At 67.5% G+C, this 24,515-nt stretch carries 22 protein-coding genes; 9 read left to right on the top strand and 13 right to left on the bottom strand.

What is annotated here, in order from left to right:
* The 5 genes from WFQ67_RS03000 to purE all read right to left on the bottom strand — a co-directional run.
* Window positions 1-564: IS110 family transposase (locus tag WFQ67_RS03000; RefSeq protein ID WP_337056132.1), on the bottom strand; the 564-nt coding region annotated here is incomplete at its 3' end.
* A 329-nt stretch (window positions 565-893) separates the two neighbouring features.
* The gene (locus WFQ67_RS02995; RefSeq protein WP_213627314.1) at window positions 894-1,439 is read right to left on the bottom strand and encodes a DUF3299 domain-containing protein; all 546 of its coding nucleotides are present in this window, start codon (window positions 1,437-1,439) and stop codon (window positions 894-896) included.
* Window positions 1,440-1,646: 207 nt separating this feature from the next.
* Window positions 1,647-1,892, bottom strand: coding sequence for a GlsB/YeaQ/YmgE family stress response membrane protein (locus WFQ67_RS02990; protein ID WP_337056131.1), 246 nt, complete (start codon window positions 1,890-1,892; stop codon window positions 1,647-1,649).
* 75 nt (window positions 1,893-1,967) lie between these two features.
* Window positions 1,968-3,050, bottom strand: coding sequence for a 5-(carboxyamino)imidazole ribonucleotide synthase (locus tag WFQ67_RS02985; protein WP_337056130.1), 1,083 nt, complete (start codon window positions 3,048-3,050; stop codon window positions 1,968-1,970).
* A 3-nt stretch (window positions 3,051-3,053) separates the two neighbouring features.
* A complete protein-coding gene (gene purE, locus WFQ67_RS02980; RefSeq protein WP_111263329.1) occupies window positions 3,054-3,545 on the bottom strand; it encodes a 5-(carboxyamino)imidazole ribonucleotide mutase in 492 nt (163 codons plus the stop codon).
* A 233-nt stretch (window positions 3,546-3,778) separates the two neighbouring features.
* On the opposite strand from purE, the gene adhP reads away from it, so the two are divergent.
* Complete coding sequence (gene adhP, locus WFQ67_RS02975) at window positions 3,779-4,801, top strand: alcohol dehydrogenase AdhP (RefSeq protein ID WP_213627318.1); 1,023 nt, start codon at window positions 3,779-3,781, stop codon at window positions 4,799-4,801.
* Between the two features lie 18 nt (window positions 4,802-4,819).
* Here the strand turns inward: adhP and WFQ67_RS02970 are convergent, their stop codons facing one another.
* The gene (locus tag WFQ67_RS02970) at window positions 4,820-5,740 is read right to left on the bottom strand and encodes a LysR substrate-binding domain-containing protein (RefSeq protein ID WP_173178187.1); all 921 of its coding nucleotides are present in this window, start codon (window positions 5,738-5,740) and stop codon (window positions 4,820-4,822) included.
* 175 nt (window positions 5,741-5,915) lie between these two features.
* On the opposite strand from WFQ67_RS02970, the gene WFQ67_RS02965 reads away from it, so the two are divergent.
* On the top strand, window positions 5,916-7,340 hold the full coding sequence (locus WFQ67_RS02965) for an aspartate ammonia-lyase (protein ID WP_213627320.1): 1,425 nt from the start codon (window positions 5,916-5,918) through the stop codon (window positions 7,338-7,340).
* A gap of 519 nt (window positions 7,341-7,859) precedes the next feature.
* Here WFQ67_RS02965 and pdxR read toward each other — a convergent pair.
* Window positions 7,860-9,326 carry a MocR-like pyridoxine biosynthesis transcription factor PdxR gene (gene pdxR / locus WFQ67_RS02960; RefSeq protein ID WP_337056129.1) on the bottom strand — a complete coding sequence of 489 codons (1,467 nt, stop codon included), beginning with the start codon at window positions 9,324-9,326 and terminating at the stop codon, window positions 7,860-7,862.
* A gap of 89 nt (window positions 9,327-9,415) precedes the next feature.
* On the opposite strand from pdxR, the gene WFQ67_RS02955 reads away from it, so the two are divergent.
* The 4 genes from WFQ67_RS02955 to WFQ67_RS02940 all read left to right on the top strand — a co-directional run bounded on the left by WFQ67_RS02955 (window position 9,416) and on the right by WFQ67_RS02940 (window position 14,420).
* Entirely contained in the window at window positions 9,416-10,048 is a 633-nt protein-coding gene (locus WFQ67_RS02955) for an FMN-binding negative transcriptional regulator (protein ID WP_337056128.1), read from the top strand.
* Window positions 10,049-10,070: 22 nt separating this feature from the next.
* Window positions 10,071-10,514 carry a GNAT family N-acetyltransferase gene (locus WFQ67_RS02950; RefSeq protein ID WP_213627326.1) on the top strand — a complete coding sequence of 148 codons (444 nt, stop codon included), beginning with the start codon at window positions 10,071-10,073 and terminating at the stop codon, window positions 10,512-10,514.
* A gap of 13 nt (window positions 10,515-10,527) precedes the next feature.
* Entirely contained in the window at window positions 10,528-11,211 is a 684-nt protein-coding gene (locus tag WFQ67_RS02945; RefSeq protein ID WP_337056127.1) for a GNAT family N-acetyltransferase, read from the top strand.
* 305 nt (window positions 11,212-11,516) lie between these two features.
* The gene (locus WFQ67_RS02940; RefSeq protein WP_337056126.1) at window positions 11,517-14,420 is read left to right on the top strand and encodes an autotransporter family protein; all 2,904 of its coding nucleotides are present in this window, start codon (window positions 11,517-11,519) and stop codon (window positions 14,418-14,420) included.
* Between the two features lie 204 nt (window positions 14,421-14,624).
* On the opposite strand, the gene WFQ67_RS02935 is transcribed toward WFQ67_RS02940, so the two are convergent.
* Together WFQ67_RS02935 and WFQ67_RS02930 are read right to left on the bottom strand one after the other, a co-directional pair.
* A complete protein-coding gene (locus WFQ67_RS02935; RefSeq protein WP_337056125.1) occupies window positions 14,625-15,317 on the bottom strand; it encodes a hypothetical protein in 693 nt (230 codons plus the stop codon).
* A gap of 55 nt (window positions 15,318-15,372) precedes the next feature.
* Window positions 15,373-16,191 (bottom strand): helix-turn-helix domain-containing protein, encoded by an 819-nt coding sequence (locus WFQ67_RS02930; RefSeq protein ID WP_173178179.1) that lies wholly within the window; start codon window positions 16,189-16,191, stop codon window positions 15,373-15,375.
* A gap of 168 nt (window positions 16,192-16,359) precedes the next feature.
* Between WFQ67_RS02930 and WFQ67_RS02925 the strand changes: the two genes are divergently transcribed.
* Window positions 16,360-17,808 carry an alanine/glycine:cation symporter family protein gene (locus WFQ67_RS02925; protein WP_213627332.1) on the top strand — a complete coding sequence of 483 codons (1,449 nt, stop codon included), beginning with the start codon at window positions 16,360-16,362 and terminating at the stop codon, window positions 17,806-17,808.
* A gap of 160 nt (window positions 17,809-17,968) precedes the next feature.
* Window positions 17,969-18,958, top strand: a complete 990-nt coding sequence (locus WFQ67_RS02920; RefSeq protein WP_337056124.1) for an asparaginase — start codon at window positions 17,969-17,971, stop codon at window positions 18,956-18,958.
* Between the two features lie 290 nt (window positions 18,959-19,248).
* Here the strand turns inward: WFQ67_RS02920 and WFQ67_RS02915 are convergent, their stop codons facing one another.
* From WFQ67_RS02915 to WFQ67_RS02905, 3 genes are all read right to left on the bottom strand, one after another.
* Entirely contained in the window at window positions 19,249-19,689 is a 441-nt protein-coding gene (locus tag WFQ67_RS02915) for a CBS domain-containing protein (protein WP_337056123.1), read from the bottom strand.
* Window positions 19,690-19,851: 162 nt separating this feature from the next.
* Window positions 19,852-21,672, bottom strand: coding sequence for a sodium-extruding oxaloacetate decarboxylase subunit alpha (oadA, locus tag WFQ67_RS02910; RefSeq protein ID WP_213627338.1), 1,821 nt, complete (start codon window positions 21,670-21,672; stop codon window positions 19,852-19,854).
* A 16-nt stretch (window positions 21,673-21,688) separates the two neighbouring features.
* Complete coding sequence (locus WFQ67_RS02905) at window positions 21,689-23,104, bottom strand: acetyl-CoA carboxylase biotin carboxylase subunit (RefSeq protein ID WP_213627339.1); 1,416 nt, start codon at window positions 23,102-23,104, stop codon at window positions 21,689-21,691.
* 201 nt (window positions 23,105-23,305) lie between these two features.
* Between WFQ67_RS02905 and WFQ67_RS02900 the strand changes: the two genes are divergently transcribed.
* Window positions 23,306-24,253, top strand: coding sequence for a LysR family transcriptional regulator (locus WFQ67_RS02900; protein ID WP_111259375.1), 948 nt, complete (start codon window positions 23,306-23,308; stop codon window positions 24,251-24,253).
* Here the strand turns inward: WFQ67_RS02900 and WFQ67_RS02895 are convergent.
* Window positions 24,195-24,419, bottom strand: coding sequence for a PA3496 family putative envelope integrity protein (locus tag WFQ67_RS02895; protein WP_337056122.1), 225 nt, complete (start codon window positions 24,417-24,419; stop codon window positions 24,195-24,197). The two genes, WFQ67_RS02900 and WFQ67_RS02895, sit on opposite strands and share 59 nt — an antisense overlap.
* Window positions 24,420-24,515 lie beyond the last annotated feature (96 nt).

Genomic DNA, 24,515 nt, shown 5'->3' with positions numbered 1-24,515 from the left:
GTCGTTGTCGATGTGGTCGTCGATCGCCTTGAGGGTCTCTTCGATCTCCTGCCCGACATGTTCCAGCACCGACTGGATCGAGGCCTGGACGCTGGCATCGGCCACTTCCAGGCGGTTGCGCTCCATCTGCTCGATTTCGCGCAGGTCCTCCAGGCGCCGTACCAGGGCTTTCAAGCGCCGCACGGCACGGGGCTCGGGTTGCCAGGGGCGCAGACTGTCCTGATGGCGCTCGCCGTATTCGGCGATCAGCTTGGCGTCGACCTTGTCGGTCTTCACCCGCTGCAACTGGCTACGGGCGTAGTGGGCGATCTGCGCCGGGTTGAGGACACAGACCCGATAGCCGTGCTCCAACAGCCATTCGGCCAGGGCTTCATGGTAGATGCCGGTGGCCTCCATCACGACCCAGGCACCGGGTTCGCTGTGTTTGTTCAGCCAGTCGCGCAAGATGGCGAAACCCGCTTTGTCGTTGGCCAGCTTGGCCTTGGTGCGGTACTTGCCGTTGGGCTGCAGGGTGGCGAGGTCAAAGGTGTGTTTGGCGATGTCGAGGCCGATGACGCTGGGCATGAGTACTCCTTCCGATCCGTTCAGACATGATCATCACTGCACCCGACCCAACCTTGTAGATGCGAGCTCGAGGCTCTGGATACCGTTCGGATTTTTCGAGTGAGTGTGGAGGGGCGGAGCACTATCTACGTTGCAGGCTCGAGGCCTAAGGGTGGACACGACTTCCAGCCCCTCCCCCGATGATCAGTCGGGGACTATTACCCCTGTGGAGGTATTTAGTCGAGATACAAGGGTGGAGGTCGCTTTCTACCTCCACCAGGCAGAGCCAAACGCGGCAAATTGTGATGGCTCGACCCGGTATTGGCGGGGCGCGCCACCCGAACGCCGCCTCACTGGATATCCTCGTCCTGCACCACCCTCACCTCGCCCGCATCCAGCGCGTAGGCGGCGTCGGCCAGGTCGTTGCTGACCTGCTCCACCTTGAGGGTGCCGGTGACCCAGAGCGGCGTGTAGATATCGTCGAGGGCGACGCCCTTGGGGTAGCGCACCAGCACGATCTGGTTCGGCGGCGGCGGCGGAACGTGGATGCAGGCGCCCGGGTAGGGCACCAGGAAGAACAGCGTGCCACGCCCCTTGGCGTCGGTCTCCAGCGGCACCGGATAGCCACCGATACGGATCTTCCGGCCGTCGAGCCTGGCCACGGTCTTCGCCGAATACATCACCGCCGGCAGGTCCTTGTCCTGCTGCTTGAGGCCACCCTTGTTGCCGAAGGTGCCATCCGCCTCCGGGGTGTCGTGGCTGATCTCGGGCATCTCCTCCAGGGCCTTGCGGTCCTCGGGGGGCATCAGCTCGAGCCAGTCGGTTTCCGGCAGCTCGAGCCGGGCGTGGGCCAGGGTGCTGCACAGCAGCAGGGAGAAAAGCAGGGCGCGGCGCATCGGGCAGGACTCACGTAAAGAAACAGGCGCCAAGACTAGCAGGCTGTTGAAAAACTGACTGCGTTGCCGCTGCGGCGTTGAAACGCCCTCAAAATGCTCATTTACCCAAGTAAACTGCGCTTTTTCGGCCGTTTCGTCTTGCATCGGCTGCCTCGTCCACGTTTTTCAACGGCCTCCTCGCGGCGCCCGTTCCCGGTTCCCAGCCCCTCAGCTCTTCTTGATGGCGCCGTAGATCACCAGAAGGATGACGGCACCGACCACGGCACCGATGAAGCCGGCACCCTCGCCGGCCCGGTAGACACCAAGAGCCTGGCCGCCGTAGGTGGCGGCGACGGAGCCGCCGATGCCCAGGAGGATGGTCCAGATCCAGCCCATGCTGTCATCGCCGGGTTTGAGGAAGCGCGCGACCAGCCCGACGATCAGGCCGATGAAGATGGTTCCGATGAGCCCCATGGCATTTACTCCTTAATGAAAAAAGGGCGTGTCCATGGACACGCCCTTTTTCAGACTTGAAGCAGCGACCGGGGTTCAGCCGGCGATCAGCGCCTCGACCTCGGCGATGCGCGCCTTCAGGGTCACCAGGTCGGCGCTGCGCAGGGTGGCGTGGCCGACCTTGCGCCCGGCCTTGAAGGCCTTGCCGTAGTGGTGCAGGTGGCAGTCGCCGACGGCGATCACCTTCTCCACCGGCGGAACTTCGCCGATGAAGTTGAGCATGGCGCTCTCGCCCACCTTGGCAGTGGAACCCAGCGGCAGACCGGCCACGGCGCGCAGGTGGTTCTCGAACTGGCTGCACTCGGCGCCTTCGATGGTCCAGTGGCCGGAGTTGTGCACGCGCGGGGCGATCTCGTTGGCCTTCAGGCCGCCGTCCACTTCGAAGAATTCGAAGGCCAGCACGCCGACGTAGTCCAGCTCGCGCAGCACGCGGCCGACGTAGTCCTCGGCAAGGCCCTGCAGCGGGTGGTCGGTACTGGCGATGGACAGCCGCAGGATGCCGTTGTCATGGGTGTTGTGCACCAACGGGTAGAAGCGCGTCTCGCCGTCGCGGGCACGCACCGCCACCAGGGACACTTCGCCGGTGAAGGGCACGAAGCCTTCGAGGATGCAGGGCACGCTGCCCAGCTCGGCGAAGGCACCGGCCACGTCCGCCGGGGTGCGCAGGACCTTCTGGCCCTTGCCGTCGTAGCCCAGGGTGCGGGTCTTCATCACCGCCGGCAGGCCGATGGCGGCCACGGCGGCGTCCAGGTCCGCCTGGGACTGGATGTCGGCGAACTCGGGGGTGGGGATGCCCAGGTCCTTGAACATCGACTTCTCGAACCAGCGGTCACGGGCGATGCGCAGGGCATTGGCCGAGGGATAGACCGGCACGAACTGGGAGAGGAAGGCCACGGTCTCGGCCGGCACGCTCTCGAACTCGAAGGTCACCAGGTCCACTTCGTCGGCCAGCTGGCGCAGGTGGTCCTGGTCGCCGTAGTCGGCGCGGATGTGCTCGCCGAGCGCCTGGGCGCAGGCGTCGGGGGCCGGGTCGAGGAAGGCGAAGTCCATGCCCAGCGGGGTGCCCGCCAGGGCCATCATGCGGCCGAGCTGGCCGCCACCGATCACGCCGATCTTCATCTGTCAGGCCTCACGCGGGTCCGGGTTGTCGAGCACCGAGCGGGTCTGCTCGTCGCGGAAGGCCTTCAGCGCCGCGTGGTACTGCGGGTGCTGGTGGCCGAGGATGCTGGCGGCCAGCAGGGCGGCGTTGACCGCGCCGGCCTTGCCGATGGCCAGGGTGGCGACCGGGATGCCCGCCGGCATCTGCACGATGGAGAGCAGCGAGTCGACGCCCGAGAGCATGGACGACTGCACCGGCACGCCGAGCACCGGCAGGTGCGTCTTGGCCGCACACATGCCCGGCAGGTGGGCGGCACCGCCGGCACCGGCGATGATCACCTGGATGCCACGGGCCTCGGCCTCATCGGCGTACTGGAACAGCAGGTCCGGGGTGCGGTGGGCGGAGACCACCTTCACTTCATAGGGGATGCCCAGCTTGTCCAGCATCTCGGCGGTGTGGCTGAGGGTGCTCCAATCGGACTTGGAGCCCATGATCACGCCTACCAGTGCGCTCATCGTCGTGCCTCATCAAGGGTCGAAAAACCAACAAGCCACGCATATGGCGTGGCTTGTCTGCGATGTGGGCCGGCGTGCGCTGCCGGCCGAAGGCCGCGCAGTATAACGCAAAGCCCGCCCTTGCCTACCGTCCGTCCAGCGGCTCGCCAAGGCGCCCGGAAATTGCCCTGGAGCAAGGGACCTCCCGGCTTGCGGGTGCACACTCCAGGCTCCTTTTCCAGGAGGTGCATGCCATGAACCAGACCATGAAAGCCGCCGTCGTCCACGCCTTCGGCGAACCGTTGCGGATCGAAGAGGTGAAGGTCCCGCTCCCCGGCCCCGGCCAGATCCTCGTGAAGATAGAGGCCTCGGGAGTCTGCCACACCGACCTGCACGCCGCCGAGGGCGACTGGCCGGTCAAGCCCGCCCTGCCCTTCATCCCCGGCCACGAAGGCGTCGGCTACGTGGCGGCGGTGGGTGCCGGGGTCACCCGAGTCAAGGAAGGCGACCGCGTCGGCGTGCCCTGGCTTTACACCGCCTGCGGCTGCTGCGAACACTGCCTGACCGGCTGGGAAACCCTCTGCGAAGGCCAGCAGAACACCGGCTACTCGGTGAACGGCGGCTATGCCGAATACGTGCTGGCCGACCCCAACTACGTCGGGCTGCTGCCCAAGAACGTCGGCTTCGCCGAGATCGCGCCGATCCTCTGCGCGGGCGTCACCGTCTACAAGGGCCTCAAGGTCACCGGCGCGCGACCCGGCCAGTGGGTGGCCATCTCCGGCATCGGCGGCCTCGGCCACGTGGCCGTGCAGTACGCCCGCGCCATGGGCCTGCACGTGGCGGCCATCGACGTCGACGACGCCAAGCTGGAGCTCGCACGAAAGCTCGGCGCCAGCCTCACGGTCAATGCCCGCAACGAAAACCCCGCCGAGGTGATCCAGCGCGACATCGGCGGCGCCCACGGCGTGCTGGTCACCGCGGTGTCCAACAGCGCCTTCGGCCAGGCCATCGGCATGGCCCGTCGTGGCGGCACCGTGGCCCTGGTCGGCCTGCCGCCGGGCGACTTCCCCACGCCGATCTTCGATGTGGTGCTCAAGGCCATCAGCATCACCGGCTCCATCGTCGGCACCCGTGCCGACCTGCAGGAGGCGCTCGACTTCGCCGGCGAAGGCCTGGTGCATTCGACCTTCAGCACCGACCGCCTGGACAACATCAACGCCATCCTCGACCGCATGCGCGCCGGCCAGATAGAAGGCCGCGTCGTCCTGCAGATGTGACCGCCCCGCGGCCCCGGCTCAGGCCGGGGTCGCCCCCTCGCTGCCCGCCCCGCCTTCCAGCTTGCGCCACAGCAGGCGGATCGACGCCTTGCGCACCAGGGCGCAGCGGTACAGGCGGATCTCCAGCGGGATATGCCACTGGCTGCCCCCGCACACCACCAGCTCCCCGCGCGCCAGCTCGGCCTGCGCGCTCAGGCGCGGTACCCAGGCCACGCCCATGCCCTGCAACGCCATGCTCTTGAGGCTGTCGGCCATGGCCGTCTCGTAGACGGTGGTGGAACGCAGCGCGCGCTGGCGCAGCAGCAGGTTGACCGAGCGCCCGAGGAAGGCCCCGGCGGTATAGGCCAGCAACGGCACGCTCTGCCCGCTCTCCAGGCTGTAGAGCGGCTCGCCATGCGCATCCACGGCGCTCACCGGCAGCATCTCGGTGCTGCCCAGGTGCATCGAGGGGAAGATCTCCGGGTCCATCTGCAGGGAGGCGTCGGGGTCGTAGAAGGCCAGGATCAGGTCGCAGCTGCCCTCGCGCAGGGAATGCACGGCATCGCCGACGTTGGTGGCGATCAGTCGGCTGGCGATGTTCAGGCCCTCGCCACGCAGCCGCGCGATCCACTGCGGGAAGAAGCCCAGCGCCAGGGAGTGGGCGGCGGCGAACTGCAGCACCTCGCCCTGCTGGCCTTCCAGGTGGTGCAGGTGGCGCACCACCTCGCCCATCTGCTCGACCATGCTGCGCGCCGTCACCAGGAACAGCTGGCCCGACTCGGTGAGTTCGATGGGCGTGCGCGAGCGGTTCACCAGGGTCAGCCCCAGGGCCGACTCCAGGCTGCGGATGCGCCGGCTGAAGGCCGGCTGGGTGACGAAGCGCTTCTCCGCCGCCTGGGAAAAGCTGCGGGTGGCGGCCAGGGCGACGAAGTCCTCCAGCCATTTGGTTTCCAGGTTCATCTCGGCCCCCTTGCCCGATTTTGGTGCACACGCTTCTCGAACGAAGCGGGTCACGGCCACATTATGCCGTTTATGCATGACCCAGCGGATAACAGCATTGGTCGACGAAAGGCTGGAAGCTTAGTCTATTGGGCATCGCGGCACTGGCCGTGTCCTTCCCGAGATGTATTACATCATGTCCTCCGCTGCATCCTTCCGCGTCGAAAAAGACCTGCTCGGCACCCTCGAAGTCCCCGCCGATGCCTACTACGGCATCCAGACCCTGCGCGCCGTGCAGAACTTCCGCCTCTCCGGTGTGCCCCTGTCGCACTACCCGAAACTGGTGATCGCCCTGGCGATGGTCAAGCAGGCCGCCGCCGATGCCAACAGGCAGCTCGGCCACCTCGATGCCGAGAAGCACGCCGCCATCAGCGAGGCCTGCGCCCGCCTGATCCGTGGCGACTTCCACGACCAGTTCGTGGTGGACATGATCCAGGGCGGTGCCGGCACCTCCACCAACATGAACGCCAACGAGGTCATCGCCAACATCGGCCTCGAGGCGATGGGCAAGCAGAAGGGCGAGTACAAATACCTGCACCCGAACAACGACGTGAACATGGCGCAGTCCACCAACGACGCCTACCCGACCGCCATCCGCCTGGGCCTGCTGCTCGGCCACGACGCGCTGCTGGCCAGCCTCGACAGCCTGATCCAGGCCATCGCCGCCAAGGGCGTCGAGTTCTCGCACATCCTCAAGATGGGCCGTACCCAGCTGCAGGACGCCGTGCCCATGACCCTGGGCCAGGAATTCCACGCCTTCGCCACCACCCTGGGTGAAGACCTCGGCCGCCTGCGCAGCCTGGCGCCGGAACTGCTCACCGAGGTCAACCTGGGCGGCACCGCCATCGGCACCGGCATCAACGCCGACCCGGGCTACCAGCACCTGGCCGTCGAGCGTCTCGCCGCCATCAGCGGCCAGCCGCTGAAACCCGCCGCCGACCTGATCGAGGCCACCTCGGACATGGGCGCCTTCGTGCTCTTCTCCGGCATGCTCAAGCGCACTGCGGTCAAGCTGTCGAAGATCTGCAACGACCTGCGCCTGCTCTCCAGCGGCCCGCGCACCGGCATCAACGAGATCAACCTGCCGGCACGCCAGCCGGGCAGCTCGATCATGCCCGGCAAGGTCAACCCGGTGATCCCGGAAGCGGTCAACCAGGTCGCCTTCGAAGTGATCGGCAACGACCTCGCCCTGACCCTGGCGGCCGAAGGCGGCCAGCTGCAGCTGAACGTGATGGAGCCGCTGATCGCCTACAAGATCTTCGACTCGATCCGCCTGCTGCAACGCGCCATGGACATGCTGCGCGAGCACTGCATCGTTGGCATCACCGCCAACGAAGCCCACTGCCGCGCGCTGATGGAGAACTCCATCGGCCTGATCACCGCGCTGAACCCCTACATCGGCTACGAGAACTCCACCCGCATCGCCAAGGAAGCGCTGGTCAGCGGCCGCGGCGTGCTGGAACTGGTGCGCGAGGAGAAGCTGCTGGACGAGTCCATGCTCGCCGACATCCTCCGCCCGGAAAACATGATCGCCCCGCGCCTGGTGCCCCTGAAGGCCTGACGCGACACCCGACTCACCAGGAGGGGCCCAGCCCCTTCATCCTTCAAGGATGGCGCCCGCCATCCTTTTTTTTGCCTGTGGACAAACGGTTATCCACAAGCCATTCGGCGGCACCGCTCCTCTCCGGACGTAGGGTGGATAATGCTCTTTTATCCACCGAGCGGGATCGATCCCGACACCACTGCTCACCCCTTGGGAGCGAATTCATTCGCGATGGAGCCTCAGCCACCTTGGGGCTGTGCACCGGGCTGCCCCCCTTTCGCGGCTGAAGCCGCTCCCACGAAAAGCACAGCAAGCGCCGGTGAATCGGAGCCGACCTTGACGCCGAAACGGTGGACCGATAAAGCGCGGTCCACCCTACCCCCGGGCGCATCGTGCCCCCACGGACCATCCCGCTGCGTAGGGTGGATAACGCTCTTTTATCCACCGAGCGGAGCCGATCCCAACACCGCTCCCACAAGTGCCACCACCCTCTGCCGGGAGAACCGTGCGGGTGGCCCTGGGCGAATGCATTCGCCCCTACAGCTTCCACGCCCCGCGCAACGCCTGCAGCGCCTTGCCGATCTCCGCCTCGGGCACGGCGGCGAAGCCCAGCACCAGCCCCGCACGGTTATCCACAGGCGGCTCGTCCCCCGGCAGCCAGTAGCTGCTGAGCCCGGTGAGCTCGACACCGGCCGTGTCGGCCGCCGCGATCAGTTCGCGCTCGCGAGCGAGACCCGCAACCCGCACACACAGGTGCAGCCCGGCCTCCACCGCCGGCATCGGCGCGCAACCGGGGATATCCACAGGCCAGCCCGCCAGCAGCGCATCGCGGCGGCTGCGGGCGGCAGCGCGCATGCGGCGGATGTGCCGCTGGAAGTGCCCGGCGGCGATGAACTCGGCCATCACCGCCTGGGTGCCGATCTCCGAGTGGCGCATGTCCAGGGCACGGCGCCGGGCGAAGGGTTCCACCAGCGCCGGCGGCAGCACCAGGTAGCCCAGGCGCAGCGCCGGGAAGGCGATCTTGCAGAAGGTGCCGACGTACAGCACCCGCCCCTGCCGGTCCAGCGCCGCCAGGGGGGCCAGGGGCGTGCCGCTGTAGCGGTACTCGCCGTCGTAGTCGTCCTCGACTATCCAGCCGTCATGGCGCTCGGCCCAGTCGAGCAGCTCCAGGCGCCGCGCCAGGGACAGGGTCACCCCGATGGGGTACTGGTGGGACGGCGTGACGTAGACCAGGCGGCAATCCCCGGCCCGCTCCAGGGCAGCGGTATCCAGCCCTTCTGCGCCCACCGGGATGCCGGCGAGCTGCGCGCCGGCCACGGCGAAGGCATGCCCGGCGGCGCGGTAGCCGGGGTTCTCGATGGCCACCCGGTCCCCCGGCTCGACCAGCAGCTGCGCGCAGAGGCTGATGGCCTGCTGGGCGCCGCAGGTGATGATCACCTGCGCCGGGTCGCAATGCAGGCCGCGGCTATTGCGCAGGTAGGCGGCGATCAGCTCGCGCAGCTGCCCGTCGCCCGCCGGGTCGCCATAGCCCAGGCGCGCGGGCGAGGGCTTGCGCCAGAACCGCGCGGATAGCCGCGCCCAGGTCTGGAAGGGGAACAGGTCGAAGGCCGGCACGCCGACGCGGAAGGCCCGGGGCGGCCCGCTCAGCGGGGGCTTCAGGTGGTGGGCATCCAGGCGCGACAGCGCCTCGCCGGCGGCCGCCCGCACCGGCACGGGGGGCGCAGCGCGCGGGGCTGTGGATAACTCGGCCACGTAGGTGCCATCGCCGATGCGCCCCTCGATGTAGCCCTCGGCATAGAGCTGGTCGAAGGCACGGGTCACGGTGTTGCGCGAAATGCCCAGCAATGCTGCCAGGTCGCGGCTGGCCGGCAGCCGCGTGCCGCCCTGCAGGCGTCCATCGAGGATGCGCTCGCGCAACCTTTCATAGAGCTGGCGGGCCAGGCCCTGGCGCGCATCCAGGCGGATGCCGGATAGATCGACGGGAAGCGGTACGGCGATCGGCATGGATTGGCCCTGTGAAAGTCGCGGGAAATGGCTCTTACAACGGACCAATATCCTGCCTAGCATGCGTCCATCACGCTAGGAGAATCGCCATGTACCTGCCCGCCGCCTTCCGCCAGGAAGACCTCGCCGAGCTGCACCTGCAGATCCACCAGAGCCGCCTGGCGACCCTGGTCTGCCAGGGCGCCGGAGGCCTGGTGGCCAGCCACCTGCCGCTGCTGCTGGAGCCCGGCGAAGGCGAGTACGGCACGCTCTACGGCCACCTGGCCCGGGCCAACCCGCACTGGCGCGCACTCGCCGATGGCGCCGAGGCGCTGGCGGTGTTCAACGGCCCGGACGCCTACGTCACCCCCAGCTGGTACGCGGCCAAGGCCGAGCACGGCAAGGTGGTGCCGACCTGGAACTACATCGCCGTGCACGCCCATGGCCAGGCCGAGGTGTTCGACGACGCCGAGCGCCTGCTGCACCTGGTCGGCCGCCTCAGTGACCGGCACGAGGCCGGGCGACCGCAGCCCTGGGCGCTGGGCGACGCACCGCGCGAGTACATCGACGCCATGCTGCGCGCCATCGTCGGCTTCGCCCTGCCGATCCGTCGTATCGAAGGCAAGTGGAAGCTCGGCCAGAACCGCAGCCAGGCCGACCAGGCCGGCGTGCGCGAAGGCCTGGGCGCCAGCACCGACGAGCGTGATCGCGAGCTGGCCCGGCGCATGGCCCCCTCCCTCTGACCCACCACGACAAGGAAGCAGCATGTCCCTCGAAATCCGCCCGGTTGGCGTCGCCGACCACGCCGCCTGGCTGCCGCTGTGGCAGGGCTACCAGCGTTTCTACAAGACCGAGATCGCCGCCGAGACCACCGCCATCACCTGGCAGCGCTTCCTCGACGGCGCCGAACCCATGCACGCTGCCCTCGCCTGGCAGGGCGAGCGCGCCGTGGGGCTGGTGCACTTCATCTACCACCGCTCCTGCTGGACGGTGGGCGACTACTGCTACCTGCAGGACCTCTACGTGGAGGATGGCCTGCGCGGCGAAGGCATCGGCCGCGCGCTGATCGAACACGTCTATGCAAAGGCACGGGCGGCCGGCGCCTCGCGGGTGCACTGGCTGACCCACGAGACCAACACCGACGCCATGCAGCTGTACGACCGCATCGCCGACCGTTCCGGCTTCCTCCAATACCGCAAGCTGCTCTGACCAGGGGCCTTCCATGAACGACGAAATCCAACTCGACTGGCACCCCGTACCCACCCCGGCCCGCGCGCCCCTCGACGGCCGCTTCGTGCGCCTGGAGCCGGTGGACGCCAACCGCCACGGCGACGACCTGTGGGTGGCGCTGCAAAGCCCGGACGGCGACCCCCGGCTCTGGGACTACCTCGGCTACGGCCCCTTCGCCAACCGCGCGCCCTTCGACGCCTGGCTGGCGGGTTGCCAGGCCAGTGCCGACCCGCTGTTCTTCACCGTCATCGATCGCGCCAGCGGCCGCGCGGTAGGCCTGCTCAGCTACCTGCGCATCGCCCCCAACGACGGCTGCATCGAGATCGGCCACATCGCCTTCGGCGCCCCCATGCAGCGCTCGCCCGCCTCCACCGAGGCGGTCTGGCTGCTGGCACGCCTGGCCATGAGCGAGCTCGGCTACCGCCGCCTCGAATGGAAGTGCAACGCCCTCAACGCCCGCTCCATGCGCGCCGCCGAGCGCCTGGGCTTCACCTACGAGGGGTTGTTCCGCCAGCACATGGTGATCAAGGGCCGCAACCGCGACACCGCCTGGTTCTCCATCATCGACAAGGAATGGCCGGCGATACGCGATGCCTTCGAGGCCTGGCTGGCTGTGGATAACTTCGATGGCGACGGCCGGCAGAAGCGCCGCCTGGAAGACTTCAGGAAATCCTGAGGGCGGCCCACGCCTCGTAGGATGGGTAGAGGTACGAAACCCATCATTGCGGAGTGCCCCATAACCGCATGGGTTTCGCTTCGCTCGCGGAACGCCGCCCGACCCATCCTACGAACACGAAAGCCTGCGCACCTGATGCATAAGGGTTTCGCTTCGTCGCCCGGCCCATTCGAACCAGCCCCCACGGAAACGGGAGCCCATCAAGAAAACCTCCCTTATTCCGGTAACCCTTCTGTTACGAAACCGTAAGACTTCTTCCTTATAAACAGCGGCCAACCAACAAGATCACGACAAAGGTTGCCGCCATGAACCGCACGCTGACCCCGCTCGCCCGCTGCGTCGCCCTCGCCCTCACCGGCTTCTCCTCCTTCGCTGGTGCCGCCACCGTCAACGTCGACACCGCCACCACCAGCGGCCAGGTGCTCACCGGCGAGACCACCCTGCAGGTGGGCAGCGCCGGCAGCATCACCACCAGCGGCAAGAGCGTGGAGTTGAAGAACGCCACCAGCGGCGCCGGGGTGATCGTCGACAACCGCGGCCTGATCAAGTCCACCGGCGATCGCGGCCTCGACAGTTCGGGCAGCAACCCCTCGCGCACCTACCAGATCATCAACCGCGAAGGTGCCACCATCGACGCCTCCAAGCAGGCCATACGCATCAGCGGCGACCTGGCCGGCACCCACGTGACCATCGACAACGCCGGCACCCTCGTCTCCCAGACCGACCGCGCGATCATGCTCAAGGACCTCAAGACCAATGTGCAGATCGACATCACCAACCGCGCCACCGGCCTGATCCGTGGTGTGAAGGAAGACGCCATGCGCGTCGGCAACAACGCCACCATCACCAACTACGGCACCATCAGCAGCGGCGACATGACCAGTGCCGACGCCAAGTTCGACGGCATCGACTTCGACGCCTCCACCGGCGGCAAGGTGGAGAACCACGGCACCCTCTCCGGTGGCCGCCACGGCATCACCACCGACGCCGGCGCCGAACTGGTCAACTACGCAGGCGGCGTGATCATCGGCCGCAACGGCTCGGGCTTCGGCTCCGACGGCAACGGCCGGGTCACCAACTACGGGCGCATCACCGGTGCCTACAACGGCCTGGTGCCCGATGGCGACGGCGATGGCGTGGACATCGACGGCCAGGGCTGGATCGACAACCACGGCATCATCGAAGGCACCGGCGCCGGCGGCTCCAAGGACGGCTCGGCCAACACCAGCGAAGGCATCGCCATGGGCGGAGGGACGATCCTCAACCACGCCGGTGCCACCATCAGCGGGGCGGCCAACGCCATCCTCATCGACGACAGCACCACCGGCGGCGCGCCCTATGCCACCCACCTGGAGAACTTCGGGCAGATCCTCGGCCTGGGCGGCGATGCGGTGCGCATCATCGGCGAACAGGCCGACAGCGTGATCAACGGCGGGCTGATCAGCAGCACCGGCGGCGTGGCCCTGGACCTGGGCGGCGGCGCCGACAGCCTGACCCTGCGCAGCGGCAGCCAGTTCGTCGGCCGGGTGGACGGCGGCGCCGGCCGCGACGTGCTGACCCTGGACGATGTCGGCGGCGGCAGCTTCGGCAACAGCGCCCACTTCGAGTGGCTGAAGGTCAACGCCGGCCGCTGGACCCTGGATACGCAAGACTTCAGCGAAGGCGGCGAAGTGCTGGCCGGCGCCGAGCTGGTCAACCTCGGCCGCATCGGCGGCACCCTGGGTATCGCCTCGGGCGCCACCTACGGCGGCGGCGGCCATGTGGATAACCTCGACCTGGCCGCCGGTTCCACCCTGGCCTTCGCCGTCGCCGCCGATGGCAGCCACAGCCCGCTGCTGGCCGACGGGCACGTCGCCCTCCACGGCGCCCGCCTGGAGGTGCGCGCCAGCGCCGGCACCTACCCGAACACCCGCCACTACCAGGTGATCCAGGCCGCCGACGGCGTCAGTGGCCGCTTCGCCAGCGTCACCAGCAACTTCGCCTTCCTCACCCCGACCCTGCGCTACGAAGCCGACAGCGTGGAGCTGGACCTGACCCGCAACGACGTCGCCTTCGCCGATATCGCCGACAACGGCAACGGCGCCAGGGTCGCGGGCAGCATCAGCGCCCAGGGCAGCCCGCAGCTGTATAACGCCCTGGTCACCAGCAGCACCGGCGAAGCCCGTGACGCCCTGAACCAGCTGGCCGCGACGAGCAACGCCAGCCTGGCCGGCAGCACCCTGGGCAGCACCAGCCAGGTCAGCGGCGCCATGCTCGGTGCCCTGCAATCCTTCAGCGGCGACCTCGGCGGCAACCTGCAGAGTTCGCTGAACGTCGAAGACGGCCCACTGCTGGCCGCCACCGGCGTGCCGGCAGATGCCCGCAACCTCAACGACCCGTCCGCGCGCGGGCGTCTTTGGGTCCAGGCCCTGGGCAGCCACGGCAACCTCGATGGCACCCAGGGCGGCCACGACCTGGACAGCGACACCCGGGGCGCCGTAGTCGGTGTCGACTGGGCCGTGGGCGGCGATTGGCGCCTGGGCGTGCTCGGCGGCTACTCGCGCACCGACCTGGAAGCCGGCAGCGGCTTCGAGGGCGATGTCGACAGCCTGCACCTGGGCGTCTACGGCCTGCGCCAGGACGGCCCGGTGGCCCTGCGCCTGGGTACCGCCTACAGCCGCCACGATGGCGACAGCAAGCGCGAGGTGGCCTTCGGCGGCTTCACCGACCACCTGCGCGGCCGCTACGACGCCGAAAGCTTCCAGGCCTTCACCGAGGTGGGTTACGCCATGGGCAGCGGCAACGTGCAGGCCGAGCCCTTCGCCGGCATCGGCTACCAGTACTACGCCCGCGACGGCTACGACGAGAAAGGCGGCGCCGCTGCCCTGCACGTGGACGACCAGGACCAGGGCAACCTCACCAGCACCTTCGGCGTGCGCATCGCCCGCCTCGATACCCTGGACAACGGCATGGCCTTCACCCCGCGCCTCTCGGTGGCCTGGCGCCACGTCTACGGCACCGTCGACAGCAGCACCCGCCAGTCCTTCCTCAGCGGCGGCAGCGCCTTCAGCGTCGAAGGCAGCGCCCTGGACCGCAACAGCCTGCTACTCGACGCCGGCTTCGACATCGGCCTGAGCAGCACCCAGAGCATCGGCCTCGGCTACAGCGGCGAGCTGGGCGGCAACGCGCAGAACCACGCTATCGTCGCCCAGTGGCAGATGGGGCTCTGAAAGCAAAGGGGCTGCTACGCCGCCCTTTCGCGGCTGAAGCCGCTCCCACAGGTGGCATCGAGCGTCGCCCGAACCGAGGTGCATCCCGGTGCGTGGGGTGGATAACGCTTTTCCATCCACCGAGCGGAGCCAGGCCCAACCCCCATGCCACCTGCGAATTCAGGCGCCATGGGGTGACTCGCCGCCTACGGGGAAGCGCCTGCTTCAATAGGTGCGGCAGGCGCCCTGGGCCACGGTCTCCAGCAGGCGCTCCTTGCGCTGGCTTTCGCCGTCGAACTCGGCCAGCGGCTGGCGCTTGTTGGTAGGCTCGGTGAACTCCAGGCTCACCAGCAGCCGGTAGATCTGGTAGCGGTTGCGCACGGAGCGGGTGCCCGGGCAGTCGGGGAAGTTGCCGTTCTCGGTCACCAGCACCTCCTGGCAGCCTTCGTCACCCAGGTGTTTCTCGTAGCGATCGGTGCCGCTGCGGTAGGTCTTGCCGGCGCACTTGAGGTGGCGCACCGTCTTGCTGCAGAAGCCGGGCGCGGCGCAGCTCTCGCTGCTGTCGCGCTCCACCTTGTCTTCCTTCGATTCGCGCCAGCGCGCCTGGATGTCATAGCGCAGGCCGCTCTCCCGGCTGGCGAGGAAGAAGGACCGGCCCTGGTAGGCGCTCGACGGGACGCTGACGCTGAAGTCGCTGCGTTCGTTGTGCAGGCGCAGGTCGGCGGACCACATCGGGTCCGGGTCGAACTCCAGCTCGATATGGCCCTGGCGCAGTTGCGCCTCGTCGCTCAACTGCAGGGGCTGGCTGTCGCGGGTGAAGAGGTAGCCCTTGCCGGAGAGGCCACCGCAGCCGGTCAGCCCCAGCAGCAGGGAAGCCAGCAGGGCGCCGCGTGCGGCAGAGGGGGAAGGCGAAATCATGAGGTTCGGTCCTTGATCGGAAAATGGACGGTCCATCGGTGCAGCGGTCTTGCGCTCACTCGATCTCGAAGAGCCCGTTCTTCAGCGGCGCGACATCCAGGCGCTGGCGGATGTCGGCGTCGATGCGCGGGTCGTCGGGGCGGTACAGCATCACCTGGCGGTAGGCGCTGACCCGGTTGATCTCCGGGCCCAGGTATTCCCACACCACGCGGGTGCAGGCGGGGTTGCGCCGGTCGCCGCTGGAGACGCCGGTCTTCAGGCCGTTGAGGCGGGTGATACGGCTCTTGAAGCTGGGAATGAGGATGGTCTGGCTCATCTCGTTGACGGTGAGCGACTCGTAGTCCATCAGGAACACGCGATCCTGCAGCTGGAAGGCGGCGCCCAGGTAGCGGCAGCGCACCCAGTCCTCGGCCTGCACGTCGGTGCTGCTGGAGCGCTCCTGGCGTTCCTGGCGCTCGAAGAGGAAGGTGCCGCGCTCCTCCCACAGGTGCACCAGCGACAGCAGGATGGTGCCGGGCACCGACATGCAGTTGGAGTATTCGAAGTAGTAGCCGCAGTAGCGCGACAGGTTGCCGGACTCCTCGCGCAGCGGCCGCAGCAGGTCCAGCAGCGGGTCGCTGGCCGGGGAGGCATCGCCTTCCCGGCGGCGGGCGCCGATCAGGCGGGCGAACTGCTCGGTCGGCTGGCTCAGCTCGTAATCCTCGACGCCGAAGAAATCGCCGATGCGCTTGAGGTTGTAAGCCGTCGGACGGCTCTGCCCGCTGAGGTACTTGTTGAACTGTGCACGGTTGATCGCCAGCTTGCGGCAAACCTCCGCGATAGAGCGGTAGTGGCTGCAGAGCAGCTTGAGGTTTTCCCCCAGATTGTCCGACAAGGTCTGAACTCCCCCGATGCGAGCGGCGCGAATATAGCATCAACTCGCGTCACTTCGAATCGACCTGCGAAATTGCCTGACCGGCGGCCATTGGCCAAACATGCGCGCCTTGATCGCGACCGGGTCGCGGCGTTCACCGTCCGAACAATAAGAATCGAGGAATTCTCCATGCTCGAAATGCTCAACGACTTCCTGTCCGGGAAGGTGCTCATCGTGCTGATCGTCGGCCTGGGTACCTACTTCACCCTGCGCTCGCGATTCGTGCAGTTCCGCCATTTCGGCCATATGTTCGGCGTGTTCAAGGAATCCATCCGTGGCCAGGCCGGCCAGTTGAGCTCCTTCCAGGCCCTGATGCTGAGCCTCGCCGGCCGCGTCGGCGCGGGCAACATCGCCGGTGTCGGTATCGCCGTGACCCTCGGCGGCCCGGGCGCCGTGTTCTGGATGTGGGTGACCGCCCTGGTCGGCATGTCCAGCAGCTTCTTCGAGTGCACCCTGGCCCAGGTCTACAAGCGTGCCGACGGCGACGGCCTGTACCGCGGCGGCCCGTCCTACTACATCCAGCACGGCCTGAAGCTGCGCTGGATGGCGATGGTGTTTGCCGTGCTGCTGCTGGTCACCTACGGCTTCGCCTTCAACGGCCTGCAGTCCTTCACCGTCACCCACTCTCTGGAAAACGCCTTCGGCCTTCCGGTGCAGTACACCGGCATCGGCCTGGCCGTGCTGCTGGGCCTGGTGTTCATCGGCGGCATCAAGCGCATCGCTTCCGTCTCCGACCTGCTGGTCCCGGTGAAGACCCTGGCCTACATCGGCGTGACCCTGTACGTGATCGCCACCCAGATCGAACTGGTCCCGGGCATGCTGGTGACCATCGTCAAGAGCGCCTTCGGCCTCGAGCCCGCCTTCGCCGGCCTGCTCGGCAGCGCCATCGTGATGGGCGTCAAGCGCGGCGTGTTCGCCAACGAAGCCGGCCTGGGCAGCGCCCCGAACGTGGCCGCCGTGGCCGCCGTGAAGCACCCGGCCGCCCAGGGCGTGGTCCAGGCGTTCAGCGTGTTCCTCGATACCTTCGTGATCTGCACCTGCACCGCGCTGCTGATCCTGCTGTCCGGCTTCTACACCCCGGGCTTCGAAGGCGACGGCATCGTCCTGACCCAGAACTCCCTGGCCGCCGTGGTCGGTGACTGGGGCCGGATCTTCGTCAGCGTCGCGCTGAGCCTCTTCGTCTTCACCTGCATCCTCTACAACTACTACCTCGGCGAGAACGCCCTGCAGTTCCTCGCAGGCCGCAGCCGCACCGCCCTGCTGACCTACCGTGGCCTGGTACTGGCGCTGATCTGCTGGGGCTCGATGCAGAACCTGGGCACCGTGTTCGCCTTCGCCGACATCACCATGACCTGCCTGGCCTTCGTCAACCTCATCGCCCTCGCCCTGCTGATCAAGGTCGGCCTGCGGGTGATGCGCGACTACGACGAACAGCGCAAGGCCGGTATCGACCAGCCGGTGTTCGACGCCGCCAAGTTCGCCGACCTGGACCTGGACCGTGCCGCCTGGCCGGCCAACCCGGCCGTCGAGGCAGCCCCGCAACAGGCCCCTGCGGCCCTGGCGGAAAGCCACCGCTAAGCGCTCCCGAGCGCTGCACCGGATGCCGCTTCTCCGCCCTGCGGGGAAGCGGCATCGTCGTATCAGGCAACAGTTTCTGGTGGGATCGGCTCGCGATGGCAGCCGGATTCAGCGTTATGCTGGTCCACCGTTTTATTCCCCGAGTGAGCCAGGACAAGGCATGAGCGCAGTCGACAACCTCTTCGTCCTCTATACCGGTGGCACCATCGGCATGCTGCAGACGGCCCAGGGCCTGGCACCGGCCGGCGGCTTCGAGGCGCGCATGCGCGAGCACCTGGCCAGCGCGGGCACGCCCGCACCGCAGTTCGTCTTCCAGGAGATGCTGCCGCTGCTCGACAGCGCCAACATGACCCAGGCCCAGTGGCTGGCCATGCGCGATGAGATCGTCGCTGCGGTGGTCGAGGGCGGCCATGACGCCGTGCTGCTGCTGCATGGCACCGACACCCTGGCCTACAGCGCCGCCGCCCTGAGCTTCCTGCTGCTGGGCCTGGGCGTACCGGTAGTGCTGACCGGCGCCATGCTCCCGGCAGGCTGCGATGGCAGCGACGCCTGGCCCAACCTCTGCGGCGCCCTCGCGGCACTGCAAGGCGGCGTGGAGCCGGGCGTGCACCTGTATTTCAACGGCGGGCTGATGCATGGCGCGCGGGTGAGCAAGCTGCGCAGCGATGCCTTCGACGCCTTCACCGTGTTGCCGCGCCAGCGCAGCGGCGAGCGCGCCGACGCCCTGCCCGCCCTGCTCGGCTTCAACACCCGTCGCGTACCGGTGAACCTGGCGGTGCTGCCGCTGTTCCCCGGCCTGCAGGCGAGCCATGTGCAGGCGCTGCTGGATTCCGGCGTGCAGGGTCTGTTGCTGGAGTGCTACGGCAGCGGCACCGGCCCGTCGGACAACACCGAGCTGCTGGCCGTCCTCAAGGCCGCGCACCAGCGCGGCGTGGTGTTGGCGGCGATCAGCCAGTGCCCGGCCGGGCACGTCGAGTTCGGCGTCTACGCCGCCGGCAGCCAACTGGCGGCCAGCGGCCTGGTCTCCGCCGGCGGCATGACCCGCGAAGCCGCCCTGGCCAAGCTGTTCGCCCTGATCGGCGCCGGCCTCGCCCCTGCTGACGTCGAGCGCTGGTTCGCCCTGGATTTGTGCGGCGAACGGGTGGAGTGACGAACCCGTAGGGGCGACTTCAGTCGCCAAGGGCCGCAGAGCGGCCCCAACCACCACCCGCACGACCTGGCCGGCTCGCGTAGGGTGGACCCCGCTTCACCGGTCCACCGTTGCGGAGTACCAGGCAGCACCGCTGGTGGACGTAAAGAGCGACGTCCACCCTTGCCCGGAGGAGGGACCGAAGCATGCGCATCACAGTCACCCTCGACGACACGCTCTACCAGCAGGCATTGGAGATGGCCGGTCCCGATATGGACGAGGCGTGACCATAGGCTTCCCGGCAACGCGAATCAGGCCATCTCACCCCGGATGTACTGCTCCAGGTGCTGGATCAGTGCGTCCTGTTCGGCGATGGCTTCCTTGACCAGGTCGCCGATGGACAGCAGGCCGACCAGTTGGCCGTCCTCCACCACGGGCAGGTGGCGCAGGTGGCGGTCGGTCATCAGCGCCATGCATTCGCGGATGCTCTGCCGGCCGTTCACCGTCAGCACCGCCTCGGTCATGAAATCGCGCACCGGCGTGGCCACCGACGAGCGCCCTTGCAGCACGCCACGGCGGGCGTAGTCACGCTCGCTGACGATGCCCACCAGGCGGCCATCCTCGACCACCGGCAGGGCGCCGATATTGTGTTCGGCCAAGAGGCGCAGGGCATCGAGCATCGGCACTTCGGCGGTGACGGTGTGCACCTGCTGCAGCGGCTTGGCGTGGAGCATCTGGGCAACGGTCTTCATCGGTGATCCTCCTGGGTTGAACCTGATGGGCGCCCAGCATGGCTTCGGCGGCCAGGGCCCGGCCAGACGGCTATCTGCATGACGGCCATTGAAAATATTTCGGCCCGGGTAAAGACAAAAAAGGGGAGCCCGAGGGCTCCCCAGGGGACTTCTAGCTCGCGATCATTCGATCTCGATCAGGACCTCGCCCGGGTTGACCCGGTCGCCCTTGGCGATGTGGATCGCCTTGACGGTGCCGGCGATGGGCGCCTGCACTTCGGTTTCCATCTTCATGGCTTCGGTGATCAGCACGGCCTGGCCGGCCTTGACGCTGTCGCCTTCCTTGACCAGCACATCGACGATGTTGCCCGGCATGGTGGTGCTGACATCGCCGGGCGCACTGGCGTTCTTGCGCTTGCTGCTGTTGCCGGCTACGAAGTCGTTGAGCGGCTCGAACACCACTTCTTCCGGCATGCCGTCGATGGACAGGTAGAAGTGGCGCTTGCCGTCGCTCTTCACGCCGACCCCGGTGATGTCCACGCGGTAGCTCTCGCCGTGCACGTCGACCACGAACTCGGTGGGCACGCCTTCGCCGCCAACCGGGGCCGCGCCCTGGCCGTTGGGGATGGGCAGCAGCTCCTCGGGCTTGAGGGTGCCGGCTTCACGCTCTTCGAGGAACTTGCGGCCGATGTCGGGGAACATGGCGAAGGTGAGAACGTCCTCCTCGCTCTTGGCCAGGGCACCGATTTCCTTGCGCAGCTTGTCCAGCTCGGGCTTGAGCAGGTCGGCCGGGCGCACGTCGATGACGTCCTCGTTGCCGATGGCCTGGCGGCGCAGCTCTTCGTTGATCTGGCCGGGCGCCTTGCCGTAGCGGCCCTGCAGGTAGAGCTTCACCTCGTTGGTGATGGTCTTGTAGCGCTCGCCGGCCAGCACGTTGAAGAACGCCTGGGTACCGACGATCTGCGAGGTCGGAGTGACCAGGGGCGGGAAGCCGAGGTCGGCGCGCACGCGCGGGATCTCCTCCAGCACTTCGCCCATGCGGTTGAGGGCACCCTGCTCCTTGAGCTGGTTGGCGAGGTTGGAAATCATCCCGCCCGGCACCTGGTTGACCTGCACGCGGGTGTCGACGCCGGTGAACTCGCTTTCGAACTGGTGGTACTTCTTGCGCACGGCATGGAAGTACATGCCGATCTCCTGGATCAGCGCGAGGTCCAGGCCGGTGTCGTAGGGCGTGTTGCGCAGGGCCGCGACCATGGATTCGGTGCCCGGGTGGCTGGTGCCCCAGGCCATGCTGGAGATGGCGGTGTCGATGCGGTCGGCGCCGTTCTCGATGGCTTTCAGCTGGCACATGCTGGCGACGCCAGCGGTGTCGTGGGAGTGGATCACCACGTCCAGCGGCAGCGCGTCCTTCAGCGCCTTGACCAGTTCGCCGGTGGCGTAGGGGGTCAGCAGGCCGGCCATGTCCTTGATGGCGATGGAGTCGACACCCATGGCGGCCATGGCCTTGCCCTGGGCAACGAAGGCATCGATGGTGTGCACCGGGCTGGTGGTGTACGCGATGGTGCCCTGGGCGTGCTTGCCAGCGGCCTTCACCGCTTCGATGGAGACGCGCAGGTTACGCACGTCGTTCATGGCGTCGAAGATGCGGAACACGTCGATGCCGTTGACCGCCGCCTTGGCCACGAAGGCGCGGACCACATCGTCGCTGTAGTGGCGGTAGCCCAGCAGGTTCTGCCCGCGCAGGAGCATCTGCAGGCGGGTGTTGGGCAACGCGGCCTTGAGCTTGCGCAGGCGCTCCCACGGGTCTTCCTTGAGGAAGCGCACGCAGGCGTCGAAGGTGGCGCCGCCCCAGACTTCCAGCGACCAGTAGCCGACCTGGTCGAGCTTGTCGCAGATGGGGAGCATGTCTTCGGTGCGCATGCGGGTGGCCAGCAGGGACTGGTGCGCGTCACGCAGGATGGTGTCGGTGACGCTGATCTTCTTGGTTTCGAGGGTCTTGCTCATGTTCTGCATCCTTCCCTTACAGGCCCGCGTGGGCGGCAATGGCGGTCGCGATGGCGATGGCCAGGTGCGACGGGTTGCGCTTGATCGAATACTGGGTCAGCTCCGGGTGGCTCTCGACGAAGCTGGTGTTGAACTGGCCGCTGCGGAACTCGGGATCGCGGAGGATTTCCTGGTAGTAGGCGGCGGTGGTCTTGACCCCCTGCACGCGCATGTCGTCGAGCGCACGCAGGCCGCGGTCCAGCGCCTCCTCCCAGGTCAGTGCCCAGACGATCAGCTTCAGGCACATGGAGTCGTAGAAGGGCGGGATGGTGTAGCCGGTGTAGATCGCCGTGTCGGTCCGCACGCCGGGGCCGCCGGGGGCGTAGTAGCGGGTGATCTTGCCGAACGAGGGCAGGAAGTTGTTCTTCGGGTCCTCGGCGTTGATGCGGAACTGCAGGGCGAAACCGCGATGGATGATGTCTTCCTGCTTGACCGAGAGCGGCAGGCCGGAGGCGATGCGGATCTGCTCGCGGACGATGTCGATGCCGGTGATTTCCTCGGTGATGGTGTGTTCCACCTGCACCCGGGTGTTCATCTCCATGAAGTACACCTCGCCCTCGGCGAGCAGGAACTCCACGGTGCCGGCGTTCTCGTAACCCACCGCCTTGGCGGCGCGCACGGAGAGGTCGCCGATGTAGGCGCGCTGCTCGGGGGTGAGCTGCGGGCTGGGGGCGATCTCAATGAGCTTCTGGTTGCGGCGCTGGATCGAGCAGTCACGCTCGAACAGGTGCACGGTGTTGCCGAAGCTGTCGGCCAGCACCTGGGCCTCGATGTGCTTGGGGTTGACGATGCATTTTTCCAAGAACACCTCGGCGGAACCGAAGGCCTTGGTGGCCTCGGAGATCACCCGCGGGTAGGCCTGCTCCAGCTCGGCGCGCGAGTTGCAGCGGCGGATGCCGCGACCGCCACCGCCGGAGGTGGCCTTGAGCATCACCGGGTAGCCGATGCGCTCGCCTTCGCGCAGGGCCTCATCGAGGTCCGCCACGTTGCCTTCGGTGCCCGGGGTGACCGGCACGCCGGCCTTGATCATGCTGCGGCGGGCTTCGGTCTTGTCGCCCATGCGGCGGATGACTTCCGCCGACGGGCCGATGAAGCGGATTCCGCGCTCGGCGCAGATATCGGCCAGCTCGGCGTTCTCGGAGAGGAAGCCGTAGCCGGGGTGCAACGCGTCGCAACCGGTCTCCACGGCCAGGTTCACCAGCTTGCGCGGGTTGAGGTAGCCGGCCAGCGGGTCCGCGCCGATGCTGTGGGCCTCGTCGGCACGCTTGACGTGCAGGGCGTGGCGGTCGGCGTCGGAGTAGACGGCCACCGAGCGGATGCCCATCTCGGCGCAGGCGCGCACGATGCGGACGGCGATCTCACCCCGGTTGGCGATGAGGATTTTCTTGATCACGAGCGTTCCCTCGACCAAGTGGGCAGGCGAACGGCAGGCCGTTCGGCGAGTGACCGCCGATGCTGTAGCGGTGCGTGATTAACCTACGCCCAGCCCTGGGATAACCCAAATCAATAATTATTGGGGTATCCATTAGGAAAGCCTTATAGTCGGCGCCGCGATCCCCCTTTTCCGAGGCTTCCACCTATGCGCAAGACCCTGCTGCGCATGACGCTGCGCCAGCTCCAGGTGTTCCGTGCCGTGTTCGAGAGCCGTTCGTACAGCCGAGCGGCGGAAGAGATGGCGCTGACCCAGCCGGCCGTCAGCCTGCAGATCCGCCAGCTCGAGGAGCTGGTGGGCCAGCCTTTGTTCGAATACGTCGGCAAGAAGCTCTACCAGACCGATGCCGCCGAGGCGCTGTACGTGGCCAGCAGCGACATCTTCCAGCGCCTGGCCAGCCTCGACATGCAGCTCTCGGACCTGCAGGGCTCGCTGCAGGGCCAGCTCAACCTGGCGGTGGAATCCAGCGCCAAGTACTTCGTGCCGCACCTGTTCGCCGCCTTCAAGCAGCACCACCCGGACGTCAGCCTGCACCTGACGGTGGTCAACCGCGCCCAGGTGATCAAGCGCCTGGCGGACAACCGCGACGACCTGGTGATCATGTCCCTGGTGCCCCAGGACATGGCCCTGGAGTTCCTGCCGTTCCTCAACAATCCGATCATCGCCGTGGCGCCGCCGGATCACCCGCTGTGCCACGCGCGCAGCCTGACGCTGAAGGACCTGGAGCCCTTCCCGCTGCTGATCCGCGAAGCCGGCTCGGGCACCCGCAAGGCCTGCGAGGAATACTTCCAGCAGAAGCGCGCGCACTTCGCCCAGACCCAGGAAGTCGCCTCCCTGGATGCCCTGCGCGAATGCGTCGTGGCCGGGCTCGGCCTGGGCCTGCTGCCCCGCCACGCGGTCAGCCTGGAGCTGGCCACCGGCGTGCTGCGCGAGCTGCCGGTGGAAGAGCTGCCCCTCTACCGCAGTTGGTGCGTGGTCCACGCCAAGGGCAAGCGGCTGTCACCGGTCGCCCAGGCGTTGATGGCCTTTATCCGCGAAGAACGTGCCCAGATCAGCACGCTTTCCCAGAGGTTCGACGGCGCTCTGCCGTTGACGACAACAGGTAGTTGATCGCGATCAGGTCGGGGTAGCCCTCCAGGTCCGCCAGCAGGCGGCGCTGTTCGGCACGCTCCTCGATGGCGCGGCGGAACTGCATCCGGCGCTGGTCTTCGAGCTTGCGCCGGGTCTTGCTGTCGATGGCCGGCTCGTCAAAACGCTGTGCATGGTGTCGAGGCATGTCAGGTCTCCCAGGACGAAGTGCGGGGAGCACCAGCATCGGCCAGCGGCATGACGCTTTGAGGGCAGGGTCGTGAAACTCCGATGACCGTCCTGC

Origin of the sequence: Pseudomonas sp. USHLN015 (assembly GCF_037153275.1) — a bacterium.
Classification (GTDB): Bacteria; Pseudomonadota; Gammaproteobacteria; order Pseudomonadales; family Pseudomonadaceae; genus Metapseudomonas; species Metapseudomonas tohonis.
This window is presented reverse-complemented; position numbering and strand designations above follow the sequence as displayed.

Excerpts from the sequence above, each read along its gene's own strand:
- WFQ67_RS02995 (WP_213627314.1), bottom strand. The coding sequence starts at position 1,439 with ATGCGCCGCGCCCTGCTTTTCTCCCTGCTGCTGTGCAGCACCCTGGCC.
- WFQ67_RS02990 (WP_337056131.1), bottom strand. The coding sequence starts at position 1,892 with ATGGGGCTCATCGGAACCATCTTCATCGGCCTGATCGTCGGGCTGGTC.
- WFQ67_RS02985 (WP_337056130.1), bottom strand. The coding sequence starts at position 3,050 with ATGAAGATCGGCGTGATCGGTGGCGGCCAGCTCGGCCGCATGATGGCC.
- purE (WP_111263329.1), bottom strand. The coding sequence starts at position 3,545 with ATGAGCGCACTGGTAGGCGTGATCATGGGCTCCAAGTCCGATTGGAGC.
- adhP (WP_213627318.1), top strand. The coding sequence starts at position 3,779 with ATGAACCAGACCATGAAAGCCGCCGTCGTCCACGCCTTCGGCGAACCG.
- WFQ67_RS02970 (WP_173178187.1), bottom strand. The coding sequence starts at position 5,740 with ATGAACCTGGAAACCAAATGGCTGGAGGACTTCGTCGCCCTGGCCGCC.
- WFQ67_RS02965 (WP_213627320.1), top strand. The coding sequence starts at position 5,916 with ATGTCCTCCGCTGCATCCTTCCGCGTCGAAAAAGACCTGCTCGGCACC.
- pdxR (WP_337056129.1), bottom strand. The coding sequence starts at position 9,326 with ATGCCGATCGCCGTACCGCTTCCCGTCGATCTATCCGGCATCCGCCTG.
- WFQ67_RS02955 (WP_337056128.1), top strand. The coding sequence starts at position 9,416 with ATGTACCTGCCCGCCGCCTTCCGCCAGGAAGACCTCGCCGAGCTGCAC.
- WFQ67_RS02950 (WP_213627326.1), top strand. The coding sequence starts at position 10,071 with ATGTCCCTCGAAATCCGCCCGGTTGGCGTCGCCGACCACGCCGCCTGG.
- WFQ67_RS02945 (WP_337056127.1), top strand. The coding sequence starts at position 10,528 with ATGAACGACGAAATCCAACTCGACTGGCACCCCGTACCCACCCCGGCC.
- WFQ67_RS02940 (WP_337056126.1), top strand. The coding sequence starts at position 11,517 with ATGAACCGCACGCTGACCCCGCTCGCCCGCTGCGTCGCCCTCGCCCTC.
- WFQ67_RS02935 (WP_337056125.1), bottom strand. The coding sequence starts at position 15,317 with ATGATTTCGCCTTCCCCCTCTGCCGCACGCGGCGCCCTGCTGGCTTCC.
- WFQ67_RS02925 (WP_213627332.1), top strand. The coding sequence starts at position 16,360 with ATGCTCGAAATGCTCAACGACTTCCTGTCCGGGAAGGTGCTCATCGTG.
- WFQ67_RS02920 (WP_337056124.1), top strand. The coding sequence starts at position 17,969 with ATGAGCGCAGTCGACAACCTCTTCGTCCTCTATACCGGTGGCACCATC.
- WFQ67_RS02915 (WP_337056123.1), bottom strand. The coding sequence starts at position 19,689 with ATGAAGACCGTTGCCCAGATGCTCCACGCCAAGCCGCTGCAGCAGGTG.
- oadA (WP_213627338.1), bottom strand. The coding sequence starts at position 21,672 with ATGAGCAAGACCCTCGAAACCAAGAAGATCAGCGTCACCGACACCATC.
- WFQ67_RS02895 (WP_337056122.1), bottom strand. The coding sequence starts at position 24,419 with ATGCCTCGACACCATGCACAGCGTTTTGACGAGCCGGCCATCGACAGC.